At 62.4% G+C, this 13,206-nt stretch carries 16 protein-coding genes; 6 read left to right on the top strand and 10 right to left on the bottom strand.

The features are described from left to right. Nucleotides 1–20 precede the first annotated feature (20 nt). Nucleotides 21–458, bottom strand: coding sequence for a hypothetical protein (locus tag J4O76_RS07900; protein ID WP_426281205.1), 438 nt, complete (start codon nucleotides 456–458; stop codon nucleotides 21–23). Continuing rightward, complete coding sequence (locus J4O76_RS07895) at nucleotides 455–895, bottom strand: HIRAN domain-containing protein (RefSeq protein ID WP_426281203.1); 441 nt, start codon at nucleotides 893–895, stop codon at nucleotides 455–457. Before J4O76_RS07895 ends, J4O76_RS07900 begins: the two co-directional genes overlap by 4 nt. A 48-nt stretch (nucleotides 896–943) precedes the next feature. Here J4O76_RS07895 and J4O76_RS07890 point away from each other — a divergent pair, with 48 nt between their 5' ends. From J4O76_RS07890 to J4O76_RS07875, 4 genes are all read left to right on the top strand, one after another. Continuing rightward, a complete protein-coding gene (locus J4O76_RS07890; RefSeq protein ID WP_426281202.1) occupies nucleotides 944–1,114 on the top strand; it encodes a hypothetical protein in 171 nt (56 codons plus the stop codon). A gap of 124 nt (nucleotides 1,115–1,238) precedes the next feature. After that, nucleotides 1,239–1,409, top strand: a complete 171-nt coding sequence (locus tag J4O76_RS07885) for a Flp family type IVb pilin (RefSeq protein ID WP_426281201.1) — start codon at nucleotides 1,239–1,241, stop codon at nucleotides 1,407–1,409. 40 nt (nucleotides 1,410–1,449) lie between these two features. Next, nucleotides 1,450–1,590 (top strand): hypothetical protein, encoded by a 141-nt coding sequence (locus J4O76_RS07880; RefSeq protein WP_426281199.1) that lies wholly within the window; start codon nucleotides 1,450–1,452, stop codon nucleotides 1,588–1,590. Next, the gene (locus tag J4O76_RS07875; RefSeq protein WP_426281197.1) at nucleotides 1,587–1,766 is read left to right on the top strand and encodes a hypothetical protein; all 180 of its coding nucleotides are present in this window, start codon (nucleotides 1,587–1,589) and stop codon (nucleotides 1,764–1,766) included. The genes J4O76_RS07880 and J4O76_RS07875 overlap by 4 nt, the downstream gene beginning before the upstream one ends. 638 nt (nucleotides 1,767–2,404) lie before the next feature. Here the strand turns inward: J4O76_RS07875 and J4O76_RS07870 are convergent. The 6 genes from J4O76_RS07870 to J4O76_RS07845 form a co-directional block, all read right to left on the bottom strand. Further along, nucleotides 2,405–3,025 (bottom strand): hypothetical protein, encoded by a 621-nt coding sequence (locus tag J4O76_RS07870; protein ID WP_426281196.1) that lies wholly within the window; start codon nucleotides 3,023–3,025, stop codon nucleotides 2,405–2,407. 223 nt (nucleotides 3,026–3,248) lie between these two features. Continuing rightward, nucleotides 3,249–3,572 (bottom strand): hypothetical protein, encoded by a 324-nt coding sequence (locus tag J4O76_RS07865; protein ID WP_426281194.1) that lies wholly within the window; start codon nucleotides 3,570–3,572, stop codon nucleotides 3,249–3,251. An 86-nt stretch (nucleotides 3,573–3,658) separates the two neighbouring features. Further along, nucleotides 3,659–4,198, bottom strand: a complete 540-nt coding sequence (locus tag J4O76_RS07860) for a hypothetical protein (protein WP_426281192.1) — start codon at nucleotides 4,196–4,198, stop codon at nucleotides 3,659–3,661. A gap of 62 nt (nucleotides 4,199–4,260) precedes the next feature. Then, nucleotides 4,261–6,873 carry a hypothetical protein gene (locus J4O76_RS07855; protein ID WP_426281191.1) on the bottom strand — a complete coding sequence of 871 codons (2,613 nt, stop codon included), beginning with the start codon at nucleotides 6,871–6,873 and terminating at the stop codon, nucleotides 4,261–4,263. Nucleotides 6,874–6,878: 5 nt separating this feature from the next. Next, a complete protein-coding gene (locus J4O76_RS07850) occupies nucleotides 6,879–10,928 on the bottom strand; it encodes a terminase large subunit domain-containing protein (RefSeq protein ID WP_426281190.1) in 4,050 nt (1,349 codons plus the stop codon). Continuing rightward, a complete protein-coding gene (locus J4O76_RS07845) occupies nucleotides 10,921–11,352 on the bottom strand; it encodes a P27 family phage terminase small subunit (RefSeq protein ID WP_426281188.1) in 432 nt (143 codons plus the stop codon). Before J4O76_RS07845 ends, J4O76_RS07850 begins: the two co-directional genes overlap by 8 nt. Before the next feature lie 178 nt (nucleotides 11,353–11,530). Between J4O76_RS07845 and J4O76_RS07840 the strand changes: the two genes are divergently transcribed. Further along, nucleotides 11,531–12,079, top strand: coding sequence for a hypothetical protein (locus J4O76_RS07840; protein ID WP_426281187.1), 549 nt, complete (start codon nucleotides 11,531–11,533; stop codon nucleotides 12,077–12,079). On the opposite strand, the gene J4O76_RS07835 is transcribed toward J4O76_RS07840, so the two are convergent. Then, a complete protein-coding gene (locus J4O76_RS07835) occupies nucleotides 12,045–12,368 on the bottom strand; it encodes an HNH endonuclease (RefSeq protein ID WP_426281185.1) in 324 nt (107 codons plus the stop codon). The two genes, J4O76_RS07840 and J4O76_RS07835, sit on opposite strands and share 35 nt — an antisense overlap. After that, on the bottom strand, nucleotides 12,368–12,544 hold the full coding sequence (locus tag J4O76_RS07830; protein WP_426281183.1) for a hypothetical protein: 177 nt from the start codon (nucleotides 12,542–12,544) through the stop codon (nucleotides 12,368–12,370). Before J4O76_RS07830 ends, J4O76_RS07835 begins: the two co-directional genes overlap by 1 nt. A gap of 183 nt (nucleotides 12,545–12,727) precedes the next feature. On the opposite strand from J4O76_RS07830, the gene J4O76_RS07825 reads away from it, so the two are divergent. Further along, nucleotides 12,728–13,162, top strand: a complete 435-nt coding sequence (locus J4O76_RS07825) for a hypothetical protein (RefSeq protein ID WP_426281182.1) — start codon at nucleotides 12,728–12,730, stop codon at nucleotides 13,160–13,162. Nucleotides 13,163–13,206 lie beyond the last annotated feature (44 nt).

The raw sequence follows: 13,206 nt of genomic DNA, 5'->3' as shown, positions 1-13,206 counted from the left end.
CGAACTCGCGGTCTTCCTCATTACCGAACGTAGATCGTCAGTAGGATCATTATCAAAAGGGGGAGGTAGGGAATCCAAACGAACGGCTTCCAAAACCACTTGAGAAGCGCTCCCGGTCCCCACCCCTCCTGGATCCGTCGGGATTTGAGATGACTTTGGAACGGATGCCTAACTACATCTGTGCCCGCAAAATGAGCTTCCAGGGCGTCGATCCGCGGCCCGTTCGAGTGCTGGAACACCTTCCACTGAGCTTCTAGAACCCACATCGATATGATCAGCAGAGCGAGCCCGACTGCGAAACCCATGCTCGCCTCTGCCTTCGATGCCCATGCGAACATTGCCGCGATGCTGCCTACAGAAGTCCAACCTTTGATCGTCAGGATACGACGGTCAAAGTCGTCCCAGACTGCCGAAAGTTGCAAGTACTCCTTCTGAAGCGCCCGATCTAAATCGCTCATGCTCCCCATTCTGGCCCCTCCTCGTCAGGGTAGAAGGCGTGGGGATCGTACACCGGTCGCTGAGCTGGCCGCATCTGGCGGGGAGGCTGGGGCTTCGGAACATCAGGGACCGGGTCGGGCAGGGTAGGTAACCCGCCTCCGAACCTGATCCTGATATAGGCCCCGCTGCCGTGCATCGCCTGAAAGACCGCGGTCGCGTCGTCTTCCTTCATCCTCTTGCCGATTAGGGGTGCACGCTCGGCGCTGACGTAGCCCAGCTGCGTGCCGCGATCGCTGAAGATGGCAACGGCGTTCGCGTCGAACGGGTTCTTCGGCTCGAGGCGTAGCTCAACGACGTCACCCGGGGCGCAGAGCATGCACTCCATGCGCCTGTTACTCTTCGACTTATCCTCGTTCGGGAAGTCTATGCCGACGATGGAGGTGGTGAGCTCGTCCATGCGCACTACATAGCCCGTCGAGATAATCTGAAAAGGTAGCCCTCCAGTATGAGCATAGTGAGCCAGGATTTTCGCAACCGTGCGGCCGTTGATCGCGCAGCTGCGGAAGAGGAGCCGCTGGCTAAAAAGAAGGCCTCGTTATTGGCGTCAGCTGCGAAGCTAGACGAACTCGCCGAGCATGCTGAGCGTGCCGAACTCCTGAGCAAAGGCCGCTCGTAACGGCCGCGAGGTGGTGAGTTCGTCCATCTCATTCCGTACCAAACCGCTGCGAGGGAGATAGGAGCAATCCGCGCAAATCCGATTTTAACACTTGTCGTCCACTCCCGCCAAGGAAGGAACGAATATGCGCCACTATATCACTGCACTTCTTAGGAACTCCCGCGGGGCCACCGCCATCGAGTACGGCCTAATCGCCGCGCTTATCGCTGTTGCTGCGATCGCTGCAATGCAGGGCTTGGGTAGCAGCCTCAACAAGACGTTCAACAATGCGTCGTCGAACATGAAGGCCGGCTGAGCGGTTGCCCGAATCGGTCGACCGCGCATAGGCTTCGCAAATGGACGAACCGACATCAAAGCCTAGCGAGATGGCAGACGCCGAACTGCTTCGGGCATACCAGCAGACAACGGGGCGGGCGAATGACATGGTCGCCAACGCGTTGCTTGCCAAGATCGCTGGACGCAACCTCGACATATGATGAGCGACCGAGATATATGGGTGAAGGCCGGGGCGATTGTTGCCGAGCATGGCACACTGACCGCGAAGTACATCATCTCGCAGCTGGGCGATGTCATCGACGATAACATGGCTGTAGAAGACTGGCGCCGGATTGCCTCAGCGGTAGACGCGATCGTCGACGCTCCTCTTCAGTAATTACGTACTTGTCTCGGAGTAGGCGCCGGATCGTCTCAGTTGGCGGATGATCCCGTTGAACGAGGCGGTCACGCTCTGGCTTCGTCCTATCTGATTATCCTGCTGCGCGCCCTCCCAGAACATCACGAGAGGCCAGCGCTCAGGGCAGTGTGTCCATAGGCATCGCAGTGCCAAACGCACCGGAACAGTGTCGACGCGACCGTTCGACGTTTCCGCCAGCGTATCCCGCAGGATCTGGACCGCCAAGTCGACTGTGATTCGCGTTTGCCGGTGCATCTGCTTATGGAACGCAACGGGAACAAACTTGCAAGGATTCGATATGGCGGGACGATGCCGGCTCTGTACGAGCAACGACGAAGACGCGGTGATCGAGCACGTCGCGGCGTATATGTGGGAGAGCCGAATGGACCGCGTTGAAGATCGAACCCCATGGGAAGATGCAGGCGCTACCTGGAAAACTGCCTTCCGAGAAATGGCTGTGGCAGCGCGGCAGGCGCTGACGATGCCCTGACGGTAGGCAAAAAAATGGCCGGTGTTACCCGGCCGGAGTTAGATGGGGATGCCTGAAACAGGCTCGATCCCCTTGGCTCGATTAATAAGACAAATCAATTTGAGATTGCGCGTCTACGACCAAAAAGTCAGGCCCAGCCGCCAGCAACGAGCCCTGCCTGGAACGACATAGCGTACCCGGCAACCTTCTCCGCACGATCGATCCCGTTGATGATGCGACGTGCCGAGGTGAACTGCACCGTCGTCGCTGGCCCCTTCGCCGGGAGGTAGCTGGCAAACCGCTTCCCGGTGAACCAGCCCTCCGTCATGCCCAGCACCATGATCTGCGCGGAGATCTCGGTCTCCAGCGCTCGATCATAGTTCGACGTCAGCGCGCCCTTCAGCCCGAGCTCGTCGTCTGCAGTCTCGTAATTGTAGTCGTGGGTTAGCTGGACATCGCCCCGTCCGTAGGCGATCTGCCCTCCATGCTTGCCCGGCTTGCCATACGCCTTGCCTCTGCCGCGGCCGATCTCTGGAATCGGCTGCATCTTAGCGCCGGTTTCATGGAACGAGGTCGCGAGTCCGTACGCGACATAAGCCAGGGGCGAGCCCTGCGCAGCGAACGCGGCCAGCTTCGCCTCAATGCCGTCGACCTGCGCCTTCGTCATCGTCCCGAACAGCGGGCGAAACGACGCGAAGAATTTGTCCGGAGACGCCAGCCCGTGCGCAGGGCGCGCAGGGGCGGTCGCCGGCTTTGATGCCGTCGCCATATATATTCCTTTCGATGTGACCTGATTTGGCCTGCGGGCGTTCAGACCGGTGCCGGGGGTCTCTCCAACGTGTCCCGGTCGGCCCGCCTCGTGTTCTCTTGGCTATCGAGGCGGGCCGTTACCGTCGTGAAGCCGTAACGATGGTGTGCTCGTAACTAGCTGGCCGGTGTAACCCCAACATGCGCTGGTCGGCTCGTTCCTGGATTTCGCCAGGGGCGGGCCGTTACGGCAGCTTGTTGAGCCCTCGCAGGGTCGCAGTCATATCTGCCGGGACCGCAGGCTTGCCCGGTAGCGCAGCATCGAGGGCGTCGATCGCGCTCTGACCGCGCCGCTTGAAGAAGGTGATGATGCCCGCGCCAACCGCGCCAGCACCGCCCCCCGTACCGAGGGCCGCGAACAAATCGACCTGGTGCTCGACGATCCAGACCGCGGTGATGAGCATCGCAAGGCCGGTAACGATGCCGTCGAGGATCCAGCGCTTAGGACCAGGTGCGTCAAGAGTGATGAACAGCCGAACCATGAAGCAGGCGAGTAGCCCAACGATCATAGACCCAGCCGGGAAAGAGTAGCCAAGGACAGACCAGATGACCGGTACCGTTACGCTCGGTACCGCAGCGATAGCCCCCTCTCGCATTACCGCAGTCCGACAGCAGCGGTCGCCATCAGCAGACTCACGACAAGGACTAAAACTGGTCGGCGTAGCTGGGGCCACCTCGACCACATATCGACGGGGAGCGGGGCCTTGCGCAGCTGATGCTCGATCATCGGCTCAGCGAGCATATGCAATCCCATCCAGGTGAACCCGCAGGCGATCGACAGCGGATCGAGCCAGCGCTTCAGTTCTGCGATGCGCTCGATCGTCGCAACATCTCCCGAGCTCCACGACCACAGACTGACCGCTTCGGCACCGCCCCGGCTGGCGATCGCGCATCCGGCAAGGAAGATGATGATCCGGTAAATCGATACCGGGTCGGTGGGATGGTCGATGCTCCTCGCCGCCCATAGGCGACGCGCTTGCCTGCCCGCCATCATGAGGCCGAGGCAAAACGCCGCAGTCATGACGAACAGGTTCCAGGCAAGGAGGCCGGGGTTATCCGCAAGGGACGGGGGAGCCAGCGCGGACGTCGCCCGCATTGCCTCCCCGATGTAGTTGCTTGTGGCTGTCGCGGTCATGCGTCATCCCTTCCCGCGACCCTATGAGTCGCGATGGTGCTGGTGATCAAAATAGGCTGCTATCAAGCGATCGTTGGCGCGGTGGTTTTGTACGGGTGATTGGCGGGCAGCAGGGACCGAAGCCCGTAGATGTCCGCGAGCCACCCATTAAGTAGTTCGACGTTCGCGTCGCCGCTTCCGGTTAGCGTGATGCTCGCCAGATTCACGACGCCAAGACTGTAAAGCGTCATGTCCGACGATCGGTTTGGCGCTCCGCTGGTCGGCGCTACACCCAAGAGTCCAGGTCCGGTTGCCGTCGCCTGATAGACGCGCCCAAGGCTACTTTGGCCGGCGCTGTACGGATTGAACACCGCCCATGCCATGCCGGTGAACCCATAGATGCGACTGTCCGGGAAGCCGCCTTGACGAACGCCATTTACCCAAATGTCCCCGCCGGTGGGCGAGAAGCGCCAGATGACGATCTTTGCCGCGTTGTACGGCACGTTCGAGTAGGTCTCGCCCAGCGTCGCCGTCGCGATCAGAAACGCACCGCCGTTGAAGAACAGGTCGGTGAGCGTGGTGAGGCCGGTACCGGCAACGCCTGCCATGAAGGCCGGTGCGGAGATCGTGCTGGTCAAGCCCTGCTTGCCGTTGATCGGGTTGCCGATCGCGGGGCGATAGGTCGCATTGGTCTGGTAGAACGTCCGCCCCTTGCTGGCCTTGTCGATGACCCGCGAGGCTTTGCCGTCGACCGCGGTGATCGTTTGGGCAGACGCGCCGTCGACCCACAGATCGGTGCGATCGGCGCCGTAGTTGTACGGGGTCCAAGGCTGCGCAGGCGTGGTCTCGGCCGCGACGAGCGGCTGAGACCCGGTGATCAGCCATTCCGCCGTCGTACCGTTCTCGTTGCGGTAGAGCAGCACGTCGTACTTGCTAAAGAGGCCGCCGGTCTGCGTCTTGCCACCAAGCACCACGGCGCCAGCGCGAGGCGCGAAGACGATCGGGCCAGCTGCGTTCATCTGCACGACCGAGAACCGCATGCCGCCCGTCGTGGTCGCCGGTAGCGGGAACGCGATCGGCGCAGATGCATCGATGAAGAACGTCTTGCCGCTGATCGCCGCTTCGACCGTCGGCACGCCGTCATAGTAGCTGCGCGAAGCGGCTCCCCCGGTAACCGCTTCGACGACGCTGACACGGTCGGCGACCGCCTTGGTCGCGTCGCCCAGAACTTTACCCGCCCGTGCATCGAGAACGCCGCCAGTGGTGGTGCGGTCGAGCGCGTTGTAGACGTCGCTCCGGCTGAGTGCGCGCCGCTGGATTGATGCTAGGACCGAAACCGGGTTCGGCTGAAGCGGAGGGAGAACAGTCTCCGACGTCATCTGCGCGGGCGTCAGGGTGCACGACGTGAACGGCCGCCAGTCGTTCGTCACGATCTTCATGCGGCCCATCATCGCGGCATTATTGTTCGCTAGCGGCTGATCATTTCCAGCCGTGAGATTGAGCCAGTAATCCGCGCCGCCCGATGCGACGTAGTTCGCCTGATCGCGATCATCCGGCCCATCCGGATCATCAAGGATTAGGCGAGCCTCAAACGAGGAATAGACCGCCGCGATATCGCCGACCGGGATCAGGCGCCGTTCCCGAGTGTATGCGTGGAAGCTGTAGCCCTGCACCATACGAACCGAAACACCGCCGTCGGGCTCGAAGCGCTGATCGAGCGCGATGCCGGCATTGCTCGAAAAGTCTTCGACGTAGCCCGCGCCCGTCGGATCTGTCTCGATGACAAGATTCTCCCAAGTCTGCGTGCTAGCCAACTTTACCCACAGCTGGAGATTGCGGACATGGATGCGCGTGTTGCGATCATTCCACGGTCGGTCGCGGTTAAAGAACCCCTGCAACCAAGGGATGCCCGCCGTATAGTTCGCCGGTGGGTTCGTGCCGTACACGTTGAGCGGGTTCAGGGCCCAATCCTGATACTCGCCGGTCGCGTGATCTTTGATCGCGCCATTGGGTACACCCTCCGATGCGACACCGCCCGACGCCTTCAGCGACGTCATGTCGTAGCGCACGATGTCGAGCGTGATGTTCGTCTTCTTCACCGTGAGGAAGTCGATCGCGCGACGCCCGCGGCGATCGATGGGAAGCAAGTCCGCAGCTGCTGGCGCACCGATATTGCCCCGGGCCACGCTCCGCTCGCTATCGGTAAAGGTCTGCGGCGCATCGATCCTGATACGGCGATCGAGCGCAAAGCCGGTCAGCGCCGAAAGGCCGCCGACGCCCTGGTCAACCGCGGCCTTACCCGACTGCGGCGTCAGCGCGACGTCGTTCCGCGTACCTGCTCGCGCATCATCCAGCGTCGATGCTGGAACGTTTAGCCGGAGCAACTCCCCGATCGCGCCTTGCGCGTGCAGCAATCCTTCGCCGCTGACGACGGACGACTCAAGAGCGTCGGTTACTCCATCGAGCGCGATCCGGCGCAACCGCGCCATGCATGGGGCGTAAATCGTCTGTCCGCTGGCATTGACGACCGGATAATAACCGAGGTCTCCGGTCTTGCCCCCGACGGAGTTAAAACTTGCCGGGTCATCCACCGTGCCAGCGAGCAGCATCGTCTGACCGTTCGACCACTCTTCATAGGTCGCAAATAGGGCGGCGTTCTGCGCCAACAGTGCGGCCAGCTGATCGTCTATTGCCATAGCCGCTATTCCTCGGTCGTGATGATAGTGACGCGCTGCGAGACGGAGCCATTACCGGCAGTAAACCCGCGCGCGAGTGTGGCGAGAAACCGGCGGTCCGCGATGAGGCGGTCGGGGTCGGTGTAGGTGAGGCTCGCCGACCAGTTCGCCGTGAAGGTGGCTTGCCCCGGCTCCCCCTCGGCAATCGGCCGGGAGCCACTGAACGTGCCGACGCCCTTGCTGATCGTGGGGGTCGCGACGTCGATCCGAGCCGAGCCGCCAATCTCCCGCGCAAGCACGAGAGTAGGATTGCCGGTCTCTACACGGGTGCCTGTGTAGAAGTTGCCGTCCTGAGAGGTCGCGCCATACGCAGCAGCGGCATTGTCGAACGATTGCTTGCTACTGGCGGAGCCGCTGTACGTCACATTCAGCGACCAACTGTACGACCAAGTCATGACGACAGTGATCTTGCCACCGTTGGATCCAAAGCCGCCGGTATCAGCAATGACATCGGCGCCGACGCTGCTGCTCTGCCCACCGTTCGTCAGGACCCCAGCGGACAGCGAGCCGCCGAAGTACGCGTCACCGCTGACCGTCTGCCAAACTATGCCGTTCGTTCGCGAGCACTGCGCAATTGGCATCGATGGCCCGAACCAGTCTATGAACTCGGACCCTACACCGAACCCGGTGCCGAGCACTTTCATCACGGATCCATTATTGAAGATCAGCTTCGCGGTGCTGACGTTGATCGTCATCGCGGCGAACGTAATATCGCTGACCTTGCCGTTCGACCCGTCTGCCGCGGTGACGAAAATCCCGCTGACGACCCCGCCTGCAGTAACTGCGAGCCCCGCCCGGGCGGACAGGTTCCCCAACGCGTCCGCCTGCGCGGAGAACAGCTGCTCAACCGATGAGGTACCGCCGCCGACCTTATCCAAGCGCGCCGTCACCGAGCCGAACTGCGTGGCACGCGCGCCGGCTTCATCGGCGATGGCCTGGTTGAAGTTCGACGCCGTGGCGTTGATCGCGGAGCCCAGCGCGTTCGTGAAGCTAGCGCCGAGGTCGGTGATCGCCATCGCCCGCGCGCCCGCCTCGTCGCTGACGGCCTGACGATAGTCCGTCGTCACCGCGTTGACCGCATTGCCGAGCTCGGTGTCGAACGACGTGCCGAGGTTTGTGACGGCCGTCGTTCGCGCGCCGGTCTCGTCCGCAATCGCGCGTTGTACCGTCGCGATCGACGCGGTCGCCTCGGTCAGCTTGGTCTGAAAGGTCGCGTCGATCTGGGTGATCCGTTCGCCGAGCGCCTGGTCGGCGTTCGAAGTCGTGCGCGCCAAGTCGGTGATGGCTGTGGTGGCGGCACCGATCTTCGTCGTGAAGTCGGTCTGGACTGCGGTGATCGCCGTCGCGCGCGCACCAGCCTCGTCGCTGACTGCCTGGCGGTAGTCGCTTGTTATCGCATTCACTGCATTGCCCAAGGCAGTGTTGAAGGCTGTCGATAGGTTCGCGATCGCGGTCGTGCGGGCGCCAGCCTCATCTGCCTGCGCTTGCTGCAAGGTGACGATCGTCGCGTTGCTCTTTCCAATTGCGGTCTGGAAGCTGGCGTCGACCTGAGTGAGGCGTTCGCCCAGCGCCTGATCGGCGTTCGACGTCGTACGGGCGAGGTCCGTGATCGCGGTGGTAGCGGCGCCGATCTTGGTCGTGAAATCGGTCTGAACCGCAGTGATGGCGGTCGCGCGCGCGCCGGCCTCGTTGCTGACAGCTTCCCGATAATCGGCCGTGACCGCGCCGATCGCCGCGCCCAGGGCGTTGGTGAACCGCGCATCAAGCGATGTGATCGACGTCGTACGGGCTTCGCGCTCGTCGGCGATCGAGGTATCTAACCGCGAGATCGCCGCGGCCGTGATGCCAGCCGCAGAGACGAACTCCGCCTCGATCGTCACGAACTTCTCAGCCAACGACTGATCAGCCGACACCATCACCGTATCGCGATTGAGCACGAAGACGGTCCCAGCCGAGTTCTTGGCGCCGAGCAGCGAGAACGTCGTAGCAGTCGCCGTCTCGCCTTCGATCCGCTGAGTGGTTTCCTGCTGGACGCGCACGCCAACGGCGACGCCATCGAGATGGGTCAACGCGTCGTTCCGTGCCTTTCGGCGCTGCTCGAGCAGCTGGCCGGACAGAGCAGCCTGGACGGTTTGGCGCGCGACGCCGGCAGTAGAGTTGGCAAGTGCCAATGTAGTGGCAAGATCCGCACGCGCCGTCACCAGCTGGGCATTGATCGACGATACAGCTTCGTCGATCTCGCGCTGCGTGGCTGCAAGTGCCGCCTTGGCAGCGGCGATCTGCTCGAGCCCCGCGGTTGCGTTGCGCCGTGCCTCCGCCAGATCGTCCAGGACCTCGCCGACGGTATCGTCGGGCCCGAGCGGTGACGTCGGATCCGCGCTGTTGGTTGCGCCGTCGTCGGGCTTAGGCTTTGCCGGGTTGGTGTCCTTGACGTTCTGCCACTCGACGCCGAGCGGTTCGACCTTTGCCGCGGTGCTGAAGCCCTCGATCGAGAGCGACAGCTTACTGACGCCCTCGCCTGCCTCGATCGAGAAGTCTTTGAAGAAGCCGTAGATCGTCAGGCTGTCGATGCCCGCCTGTCCGATCCATAGCGACGGCCGCGCGCGAACGGACGCGATGCGGTTCGCGACTAGGTCCAGCGCGTCCGTCCGGATCAATGACTTCGCGGTCATCCGCTTGGCTGATGCGCGTTCGACGATCGACACGTCGCCGAAGTCGTCGACCTCCTTGCGGCTATAGTCGGTGATGCCCGACGTCGGCGATGCCTCGGTGATGCCAAGCGCGACCAGGCGACCGAGCAGCAGCGTACCGACCGACACCGTACCGGTGCCGGCGATCGTCACCGTCACCTGACTGGTAAAGGCCGGGAGATCAAGGAACGTGATGGCGCCAGCGCTGGCGGCGATCGTCCGATCGTAACCGGCCGACTGCACCCGCACAGACGTTGCCACGACGTCGAGTAGCGCGATCGCGCGTGCAGCCACGTTTAAAGTGACCTCGATCGAGCCGTCCGCGCTGGACGTCGTGCCGAGCGCCTGATCGAACATCGCCCACCGGTTTGTCGGACCGATATCGATCCACTTGCCGGACGCAGCCGCGGGATCGTCGCCGGCGCTTGCCGCTACCGCACTTTCGTAGATCCGGTGCGTCGCAGCTTTGATGACCTGGGCGCCAAGCGCATAGCTGACACCCGCCGACCATTCGGCGCGATCGGTTTCTGCGATGGTGCTGGCAACGAGCGTGGCTTCCGTGATCGCAGCCGGTTGGATCAGCTGCAGCGTCGACGCCTGACCGATCGGCGCCGGATCCGTGCCGTCGTCGACCAGCTGCTCGACCGAAGCCAGGCCCTCGACCGTCAGCGTACAATAGCTGAGCGGCGGTACCGCGTGATCGATCTCAAACTCTTTGTAGAAACCGCGGAACGACAGCGCGGCGAACCGATTGTCGGCGATCCACTGCGCCGGCGTTGCCCGGAGATTAGTCAGACGGCGCTGCAGATCGTCACCCTCATCATGCTCGGGTATCGTTGCGCGGCACATGGCCGCGGCGTCACGGAACAGGACGTTGGCGGTCTTCTTGTCCTCGCCGATCGCGTAGCATTGGGCGCGCTGGATATCGCACCAGCCCATAATGTAGACGCCGATCGCGCCCATAAGCGGCGACTTGGCCTGCCCCTTGCCGGTTTCCAGCCAGCCCGATCGGAAACGCCAGCGGTCGGTCGCGGTGCGCCAGCCGAACAGCGATCCCATGACGAACGTGTGCCATTCGAGAGGGTAGAAGGGTTGCCCCGCCGAAGGGCCGTCGGTGACCTGAAAGACCGAGGGCAGGAAGTCGAGCGCGTGGCCCGCAGCGTCCGGCCTCCAGTATATGCCGCGCCGCTCGCCGTCCCGCATGTCGCGAAGGTGACGTTCTGCGGCATGGCGGACGAGCTCGCCCGCCGTGAACAGCTTGCCGTCGACCGCTGCCTTCGCCCAGGCTGTTGTCGGATCCGGATCGGCGAGGAAGCGGTTAGCCACGCTGTTTTAGAAACCGTGCCGAGCCCGTGGTGCGGGTCTGCTTCTTGACCACCTTCGCACCTGCGCCACGTTCCCGCGGCGAGATGCAAAGTTCCTTCTCCAAAGCCTGAGCTTGGCTCGCGGCGTTCGACATTGTCGTCCACCATGGATTGTACGTCGGGACCCCGGTCTTCTTGGCCTTGATGACCGGGCCAGATTTGATCACCTCCTTCGCGGACTGATCGAACGTGACGTATGCGACGACTAGGCGGATGACCGCGTGCGAGTTGGCAACCGCCAGTTTCTCGGCGCCGCGCATCTCGCTGATGATGCTCTTCCAGTAGGACGATGCGGCCTCGCGGTCCGCGGCCCGGCCGAAGATGCTGCGCCAGTTCGGCTCGGGCGGAACGCCGTCACCGCCAGCGATCTCGATGACGTCGGCCATGTGGTCTCCAGCGGCGGCACGGGCCGAAACCCTCCCCCCTCAAAAATTGGTCGCAGCGCGCATGCACCACGTGGTCGGTACGGGTCCCGACGGCCCTCAGACTTTTGACCCGGGGGGTGAGGTCATGGACTCAGGCGCCCCAACCGCTAGCCTCGGCCGATCGAATCAGGAGAGCTCAGTGATTGCAGAGATCAGCGCGGGCCTTGGCAGCCTGAAGGCGGCGAAGGACCTCATTCAGGCCATGAACGGTATGCAGACCGGCGCAGCCATCAATGACGTCAAGCTCACGCTGCAAGGGCATATGCTCGATGCCCAGCAGGGCTTGTTTGCGGCACAAGAGGCGCAGTCGACGAGCACCAGCCGCATACGCGATCTTGAACAGCAGATTGTGGCACTCAAAGACTGGTCGGCAGAGAAGCAGCGCTACCAGCTTCACGACGTTGGGCGCGGCGCCATGACCTACGTTCCTAAGTTGGGCATGGAGAACGGCGAGCCACCGCATTGGCTTTGCGTAAGGTGCTTTGGTCAAGGCCAAAAGTCCTTCATGCAGTTCAAAGGTCAAAGCGTGACAAAGACTGGTGGCAATGGCGATACGAGTACGTATGGCTGCGACGCATGCAAGGCGTCACTAGTTGTGTCGTATAGAACCAACCCAAAATCAGACCGCGAACGCTCGATCGAACTCGGGCGCGTCAACGCCGCAGGTTCCACGGATGCGCCAAGCTAGTCGGACGCCCTGAGCGATCCACACCACCAGCAGGCCGCGCCATTGCTCCCTTGTCAGCGAGCGTCTTGGCGTCCGAGCAGTCCTTGCAGAGCAACTGGTAGTTGGTGCGCTCGCCGGTGCCGCCACGCGACAGCGGGACGATGTGGTCGGCGATAGTGCCGAGCGTCTCGATGCCCTTGGCCTTGCACTCACCCTCGCAGGTGACGACGGTGGCGAGCAGGAGAGCCCGCATCTTGTCATGTGCCGTGCCATAGCCGCGCTGGTGACGGCTGATCTTCGACCAGCCCATCAGCGGCCGCGAACGGCTGCCCGCAGGTCGATCGCAGCCTGCTCCGCTTGGTCGATGAGGCGCTCGCTGCGAACCTGATGGCGCGACCCAGCGGCCATGTCCTCAGCGATGCGAAGGATGCGCATGCCGATGGCTTCGACGTTATCAGCGGTGGTGGGTTTGTAGGCTGTCGCCATCTCGTCCCCAATGTGTTTGTCTACAGACGAGGAAAAGCGCCATATGGCAGCGGAAGAAGTAACGAAGCAGCCAGCGGAAAGATCGAGGTTCCACCGCTTGACTGAACGTTAGTACGGCGCTCGCAAGAACTGCCTCAGCGACGGACGGGAGCGCTAGATCTGGGGCCGAATAGGGAGACGATCATGAACGTCCTTGCTTGGATCATCTGCGTTGCCGTCTGCATGGGGACTCTGGTTGTCTCATCGCGCAGCCGCGCCGGAGTTGTGCTCGCTAGCGCTGTCGCCTCGATCATCGGTGGGATGGCGCTCGTAACTCTACTGGGGTTGGTGTTGAAGGAGATGAATGTGCATTTGTCGCACGGCTCTCTGACGGCGCTGTTTCAATTGCTCATGAGCGTCGTGACGATTGCCCTGCTCAATATCATGAACCTTGCCGTCCGCGGCATGATCGCCGCACAGACCTCGTTTCACACCAAATACAACGCTTCGAATCTTCGGCGCTTCCCAGTCAACCTCGTGATAGACCACGCTCAACGGATACGGCTTGTCAGCGCAGCATTTTGGGGTGCCGGGTCCCTCGTCATGTTTTACGGCATCTGGTTCAAAATGACGGTCTGAGGACGTCACCTAGAGACATTGAACCTTCATAGCGCCGCACTTCC

Origin of the sequence: Sphingomonas sp. NFX23, assembly GCF_049887795.1 — a bacterium.
In the GTDB taxonomy this organism is placed as follows: domain Bacteria; phylum Pseudomonadota; class Alphaproteobacteria; order Sphingomonadales; family Sphingomonadaceae; genus Sphingomonas.
Note: the sequence above shows the minus strand (reverse complement) of the source record. Positions and strands in the feature narration are given on the sequence as shown.

Bases quoted from the DNA above. Each gene is read 5' to 3' on its own strand.
- J4O76_RS07830 (WP_426281183.1), bottom strand. From the start codon at position 12,544: ATGGCGACAGCCTACAAACCCACCACCGCTGATAACGTCGAAGCCATC.
- J4O76_RS07825 (WP_426281182.1), top strand. From the start codon at position 12,728: ATGAACGTCCTTGCTTGGATCATCTGCGTTGCCGTCTGCATGGGGACT.
- J4O76_RS07885 (WP_426281201.1), top strand. From the start codon at position 1,239: ATGCGCCACTATATCACTGCACTTCTTAGGAACTCCCGCGGGGCCACC.
- J4O76_RS07875 (WP_426281197.1), top strand. From the start codon at position 1,587: ATGATGAGCGACCGAGATATATGGGTGAAGGCCGGGGCGATTGTTGCC.
- J4O76_RS07890 (WP_426281202.1), top strand. From the start codon at position 944: ATGAGCATAGTGAGCCAGGATTTTCGCAACCGTGCGGCCGTTGATCGC.
- J4O76_RS07880 (WP_426281199.1), top strand. From the start codon at position 1,450: ATGGACGAACCGACATCAAAGCCTAGCGAGATGGCAGACGCCGAACTG.
- J4O76_RS07900 (WP_426281205.1), bottom strand. From the start codon at position 458: ATGAGCGATTTAGATCGGGCGCTTCAGAAGGAGTACTTGCAACTTTCG.
- J4O76_RS07845 (WP_426281188.1), bottom strand. From the start codon at position 11,352: ATGGCCGACGTCATCGAGATCGCTGGCGGTGACGGCGTTCCGCCCGAG.
- J4O76_RS07870 (WP_426281196.1), bottom strand. From the start codon at position 3,025: ATGGCGACGGCATCAAAGCCGGCGACCGCCCCTGCGCGCCCTGCGCAC.
- J4O76_RS07865 (WP_426281194.1), bottom strand. From the start codon at position 3,572: ATGATCGTTGGGCTACTCGCCTGCTTCATGGTTCGGCTGTTCATCACT.
- J4O76_RS07860 (WP_426281192.1), bottom strand. From the start codon at position 4,198: ATGACCGCGACAGCCACAAGCAACTACATCGGGGAGGCAATGCGGGCG.
- J4O76_RS07835 (WP_426281185.1), bottom strand. From the start codon at position 12,368: ATGGGCTGGTCGAAGATCAGCCGTCACCAGCGCGGCTATGGCACGGCA.
- J4O76_RS07895 (WP_426281203.1), bottom strand. From the start codon at position 895: ATGGACGAGCTCACCACCTCCATCGTCGGCATAGACTTCCCGAACGAG.
- J4O76_RS07855 (WP_426281191.1), bottom strand. From the start codon at position 6,873: ATGGCAATAGACGATCAGCTGGCCGCACTGTTGGCGCAGAACGCCGCC.